We start from the raw sequence: 2,064 nt of genomic DNA, 5'->3' as shown, positions 1-2,064 counted from the left end.
GCGCGGCAGCCGGCCGACACCACCAGTTCGCCAAACGGACTGGTGGCATAGCGCGCGATCACCGCGTGCTGATCGTGCGCCAGGCCATAGTTGCGCGGCAGGCGCGCCACCTTGACGGTGATCGCCTTGGCATGGGCCAGCGGCGCATGGTCATCGGCCACGCAGGCGTCAAAAATGTTGACGTTGAACGCCGGCGCATTGCCCGTGGCATCGGCATTCAGCGGGACGCGCAGGCCCAGCGCGCCGCGCGGGCAGGCCGACAGCGCACCGTTGGCCGTGGTCAGCAGCGTATCGCGCGTGACATCGAACCGGCGCGGGGCAGACAGCGCGGCGCCATCGGCGGCAAAATCGGCGGCCATGATCACCGTGCCCGGCGCCACGGCGAGCGGCGCGGCATAGGCGCGCGCGCGGGCCGTGGGCGCCTTGCCATCCAGGGTGTAACGGATCGTGCCATAGGGGGCCTGGGTGGCAAGGGCCACGGTCAGGCGCTTGGCATCGAGCGCGGCACTGCGCGTGCCGGCGATCTTGAAATCGACCGCCAGGGCGCTGTCGGCCACTTCCAGCCCGGCCTCGCGCCAGCGGCGCATCTGCGGATCGAGCCGGGCGAGGAAGCCGGGATAATCCTTGGCCTGAGCCGGATTGCTCCACACGCTTTCCGCCAGCGCGCCGATGCGCGGAAAAATCTTGTGCTGCATCTGCCAGGGCGTGACGATGTATTCCGACCAGGCATTGGCCTGCGCGCCCAACACATGGGCGGCCTTTTGCGCATCGATCCCCTTGGGCATGGGATCATAGTGATAGACCGCCTCCAGCGTCTGGATCGCGATGCGGCCCGGAGGCGCGTCACCGCGATCGGACTGGAGATTGTCGAGATAGAGATTGGGCGCCGGGCTGAGTACGACATCGTGCCCGGCATTGGCCGCATCGACCGCGCCGGCCTCGCCCCGCCAGCTCATCACCGAGGCCGAAGGCGGCAGGCCTCCTTCGAGGATCTCGTCCCAGCCGATCAGGCGGCGGCCATGCTGCGCCAGATAGCTGCCGAGCTGATCGATCATCCAGCTTTGCAGGCCGTTCTCGGTCTTGATGCCCAGGGCGCGCATCTGCGCCTGCACCTGCGGCGCGCGCTCCCACTGGTCCTTGACCGCCTCGTCACCACCGAGGTGGATGAACGTGGACGGAAACACCGCCATCAGTTCATCGAGCACGTCCTTGACGAAAGCCATGCCCTGCGGGCCAGGGTTGAACAGATAGGGATTGACGCCCCAGTCCCCCGACACCGGCGGCGTGCCACCCAGAACGCCAAGTTCGGGATAGGCCGCGACCAACGCCTGGGCATGGCCGGGCAGGTCGATTTCGGGCACCACGGTGATGCCGCGCGCGGCGGCATAGGCCACCAGATCGCGCAGTTCCGCCTGGGTATAGAACCCGCCACTGCGCGCACCCTTGTCGGCATCGGGCCCCTGCCCGGTATCAGGCTGGGTGCGCCAGGCGCCCACTTGCGTGAGGCGCGGATACTTCTTCACTTCAAAGCGCCAGCCCTGGTCGTCGGTCAGGTGCAGGTGCAGCACGTTGAGCTTGACCGCCACCATGCCGTCGATCACCGCGCGGATAGATTCGATCGGCTGGAAATGGCGCGCCGTGTCGATCATCAGCCCGCGCCAGGCAAAGCGCGGTGCATCGGTCACGGCCACGGCCGGCACGCGCACCGCAGCGCCGCCCTTGCCCGGCACGCCAGCGAGTTGTTCCAGGCTCATCGCGCCATAGAGCAGGCCATGATCGCCCGAGGCGGTGATCACCGCTCCGCTGGCCGAGACGGCCAGGGCATAGGCCTCGTCACCGGCCGTGGCACCACGCACGAAGCGCACGGTGCCCTGATCGCCTTCGACCACGCGCAGCGAAAGGCCATGCTGCGCAGAAAGACGCGCGGCGAGCAGGGTGGCGGCCGCCTTGGCCCCGGCATCGCCCGGCGGCACGGCCAGCGTAGCGCCATTGGCGAGTACGAGCGCACCCTTGCCCGGCGCCACCTGGGCTGGCCAGGGCACCAGCGGCAGGGGGGGGGGGCCA

General features: G+C 68.9%; 1 protein-coding gene. It reads right to left on the bottom strand.

Annotated elements, in window-relative coordinates; genetic code table 11:
* Positions 1–2,064, bottom strand: a 2,064-nt coding sequence (locus H926_RS26735; protein WP_237741010.1) for a beta-N-acetylhexosaminidase, incomplete at both ends; no start/stop codon positions are given.

It is taken from the genome of Novosphingobium sp. B-7 (assembly GCF_000410615.1).
Taxonomy (GTDB): Bacteria; Pseudomonadota; Alphaproteobacteria; order Sphingomonadales; family Sphingomonadaceae; genus Novosphingobium; species Novosphingobium capsulatum.
The sequence above is the reverse complement of the archived record's forward strand: the minus strand, read 5'-3'. Positions and strand labels throughout refer to the sequence as shown.